This window comes from Stenotrophomonas sp. YIM B13575, assembly GCF_042787595.1.
GTDB lineage: Bacteria > Pseudomonadota > Gammaproteobacteria > Xanthomonadales > Xanthomonadaceae > Stenotrophomonas > Stenotrophomonas lactitubi_B.
Genome location: NZ_JBHZOP010000190.1, coordinates 1 through 3409, shown reverse-complemented (window position 1 = coordinate 3409; position 3409 = coordinate 1). Strand labels below are relative to the sequence as shown.

Here is a 3409-nt window from a genome sequence, read left to right as displayed (position 1 = left end):
GTGGGGCGTGCAGGACACGCCGTAAACCCGTCCTTGGGGGCTCGATGGCGCCATCCATGGCGCCAACGGTCCTGCACGCCCCACCCACCCGGCCTGCCTCACACCGCGCGGGCCGCAGGCAAGAACAAAATCAAAAACAAAAAGCGGGTCGCGCGCTACGCGCACTCGTTGAGGGGTCGGAACCGTTTTCCAAAGGAAAACGGCTCCGACCCCTTCTACTTTCCCCGTTACACCAACCGCTTCTGCTCTGCCTTTGCATTCCGTCACCGGGAAACTGTCCAGGGTGGGGCGGGCAGGGTAGGCAGGACCGTTGGCGCCATGGATGGCGCCATCGAGCCCCCAAGGACGGGTTTACGGCGTGTCCTGGCTGCCCTGCCCACCCCATCCACCGCAACAGCAACCCAGAGTCATGAACGCAAGCTGTTGCTGTTGTTGTTGCCTGTGCTCTGGCTTGAAACGGGTGCCGGGCAGCGCCCGGCCGGGTATCCTTTCTGCCTGATGTCCGACCTTGTCCATGCCAGCCGCGAAGCCCTCAACGAAGGCGGCGCGCTCGCCTCCCATCTGGATGCATTCGTCCCGCGTCCTGCGCAGCTGCGCCTGACCGAGGCCATTGCCGCGTCCATGCAGCAGCGCGACCTGCTGCTCGCCGAAGCCGGTACCGGCACCGGCAAGACCTTTGCCTATCTGGTGCCGGTGCTGCTGTCCGGAATGCGCACCATCATTTCCACCGGTACCCGCGCGCTGCAGGACCAGCTCTACCACCGTGACCTGCCGCGCGTGCGCCAGGCGCTGGGCGTCGGCCTGCGCAGCGCATTGCTGAAGGGACGCAGCAACTACCTGTGCCGTTATCGCCTGCAGCAGGCACGCGGTGAGCCGCGATTCTCCAGCCCCGAACAGGCGGCACAGTTCCAGCGCATCCTGGCCTGGTCCGGCCGCTCGGATTCGGGCGATATCGCTGAACTCGATGGCCTGGCCGATGACTCGCCGCTGCTGCCGATGGTCACCTCCACCGTCGACAACTGTCTGGGCAACGAGTGTCCCTTCTGGGATGACTGCTTCGTCGTGCGTGCCCGCCAGCGTGCTCAGGCCGCCGACCTGGTCGTGGTCAACCACCACCTGCTGCTCGCCGATCTGGCGCTGAAGCAGGAGGGCTTCGGCGAGCTGCTGCCCGGTGCGCAGGCCTTCGTCATCGACGAGGCCCATCAGTTGCCCGAGCTGGCCGCGCAGTTCTTCGGCGAGGGCTTCGGCATGCGCCCCTGGCAGGAGCTGGGCCGTGACTGTCTGGCTGAAGCGCGCGGCGTGGGTGGCGCGCAGTCGGCATTGCAGGAACCGGTCGATCATCTGCAGCAGGCGTTATCTGCGTTGCGTGCTGCGATGGAGGGCTTGCCCGCGCGCGGTACGCAGTGGCGGGCGTTGGCAATGCCGCAGGTGCGCGAGGGTTTCGATGCGGTGATGTCCAGCCTGGTGGTGCTGGAGCAGGCACTGCAACCGTTGCGCGAAGCCGCTGCTGGCCTGGATGCCTGCCATGCGCGTGCGCGTGAGGCGATCTCGCGGCTGGGCCGTTGGCTCGGCGATGAAGAGCCCGCACTCGACTTCGATGCCGATCCCAGCGAAACGACCGCCGCCGCCGGCGACGTGCTCTGGTACGAGCTGACCCCGCGCGGTTTCCGCTGCCAGCGCACGCCGATGGATGTGTCCGCGCCGCTGCGCGAACATCGCGAACGCAGTCACGCTGCATGGATTTTCACCTCGGCCACGCTGACCGTTGGCGGCGGCTTCGAGCACATCGCCACGCGCCTGGGCCTGGACGATCCGCAGACGCTGGTGCAGCCCAGCCCGTTCAACTGGCCCGAGCAGGCACTGTGCTATTTGCCTGAAGGCTTGCCCGATCCAGCCGCGCGCGGTTTCGGAACCGCACTGATCCAGGTGCTGCGCCCGGTGCTGCAGGCGTCGCAGGGCAGGGCGTTCCTGTTGTTCGCTTCGCATCGTGCGCTGCGCGAGGCGGCCGAGGCGTTGCGTGATGGCCCCTGGCCGCTGTTCGTGCAGGGCGAAGCGCCGCGCGCGACCCTGCTGCAGCGTTTCCGTGAATCCGGCAATGGCGTGCTGCTGGGCTCGGCCAGCTTCCGCGAGGGCGTGGATGTGGTCGGCGAGGCCTTGAGCGTGGTGGTGATCGACAAGCTGCCCTTCGCCACGCCCGACGATCCGGTGTATGAAGCGCGGCTGGAGGCAATCCGTACCCAGGGCGGCAATCCGTTCCGCGACGAGCAATTGCCGCAGGCGGTCATTGCCCTGAAGCAGGGCGTTGGCCGGCTGATCCGCAGCGAGACCGACCGCGGCGTGCTGGTGCTGTGCGACCCGCGCCTGCTCAACCGTGGCTATGGCAAGGTCTTCCTGCAGTCGCTGCCGCCGTTCCGGCGAACCCGGGCACTGGCCGATGTGCAGGCCTTCTTTGCGCCACAATGGGGCCCCGTGGCAGATGCCGCGGCCCCGACCGCCGCCGTGGCGGGCCCGGAGCCGGCCCCCGGTGCCACGTTCCCCCTGTTCTGACCCGATCCGATGAAACTGCTCGCCTTTGAAACCGCCACCGAAGCCTGTTCCGTAGCCCTGCATGTTGATGGGCAGGTACTGGAGCGCTTCGAGATCGCCCCCCGCCGGCATGCCGAACTGAGCCTGCCGTGGGCGGAGGAGCTGCTGGCCGAGGCCGGCATCAGCCGCCGCCAGCTGGACGGCATCGCACTCAGTCGCGGTCCCGGTGCGTTCACCGGTGTGCGCCTGGCGATCGCCTTGGCACAGGGCATCGCGCTGGCGCTGGATCGCCCGTTGCTGCCGGTGTCGACGCTGCAGGTGCTGGCACTGCGCGCGCCGATGGAAGAGAAGCAGATCCTGTCGGCGATCGATGCGCGGATGGGCGAGTTGTACGTGGCACGTTTCGAGCGCGTGGATGGACTGCCGGTGGCCCGTGACGCCGAGCGCGTGTGCGTGCCAACGGCGGTGTCGTTGCCGGAAGGCACGTCCTTCTACGGTGTTGGCACCGGGTTTGCCGCGGCTGACGGCGCGCTGGTCGCGCAGCTGGGGGCGGGTCTGCGCCGCTTCGATGCGATGGCACTGCCGCATGCAGCAGATGTGCTGGCACTGGCGGTGCCGGCGTTCGCACGCGGCGAAGGCATCGCAGCGGAGAAGGTCGAGCCGGCGTACCTGCGTGACAACGTGGCGCTGACGCTGGTCGAGCAGCAGGCCGCGCGGGACGCGAAGGCGAAAGCCAACGGCTGAGCCCCTCGTGGCTTGGTTGGTCGTGTAAATCAAAAGCCGTGGGTTGGCCGGGCGGGTGGGCTGCGCAGGGGACGCCGTGAATACGTCCCTGTAGGCTCGGTCGCCGCATCCATGCGGCTCACGCCCCTGCGCAGCCCAC

Annotated in this window: 2 protein-coding genes; both read left to right on the top strand. The window is 68.0% G+C overall.

Translation table 11 applies throughout. The features are described 5' to 3' along the window. Positions 1 to 498: 498 nt before the first annotated feature. Positions 499 to 2547: an ATP-dependent DNA helicase gene (locus tag ACFX4F_RS20680; protein WP_380658230.1), complete on the top strand. Its 2049-nt coding sequence runs from the start codon at positions 499 to 501 to the stop codon at positions 2545 to 2547. 9 nt (positions 2548 to 2556) lie between these two features. Further along, on the top strand, positions 2557 to 3270 hold the full coding sequence (gene tsaB / locus ACFX4F_RS20675) for a tRNA (adenosine(37)-N6)-threonylcarbamoyltransferase complex dimerization subunit type 1 TsaB (RefSeq protein ID WP_380658228.1): 714 nt from the start codon (positions 2557 to 2559) through the stop codon (positions 3268 to 3270). The last annotated feature ends 139 nt before the right edge of the window (positions 3271 to 3409 follow it).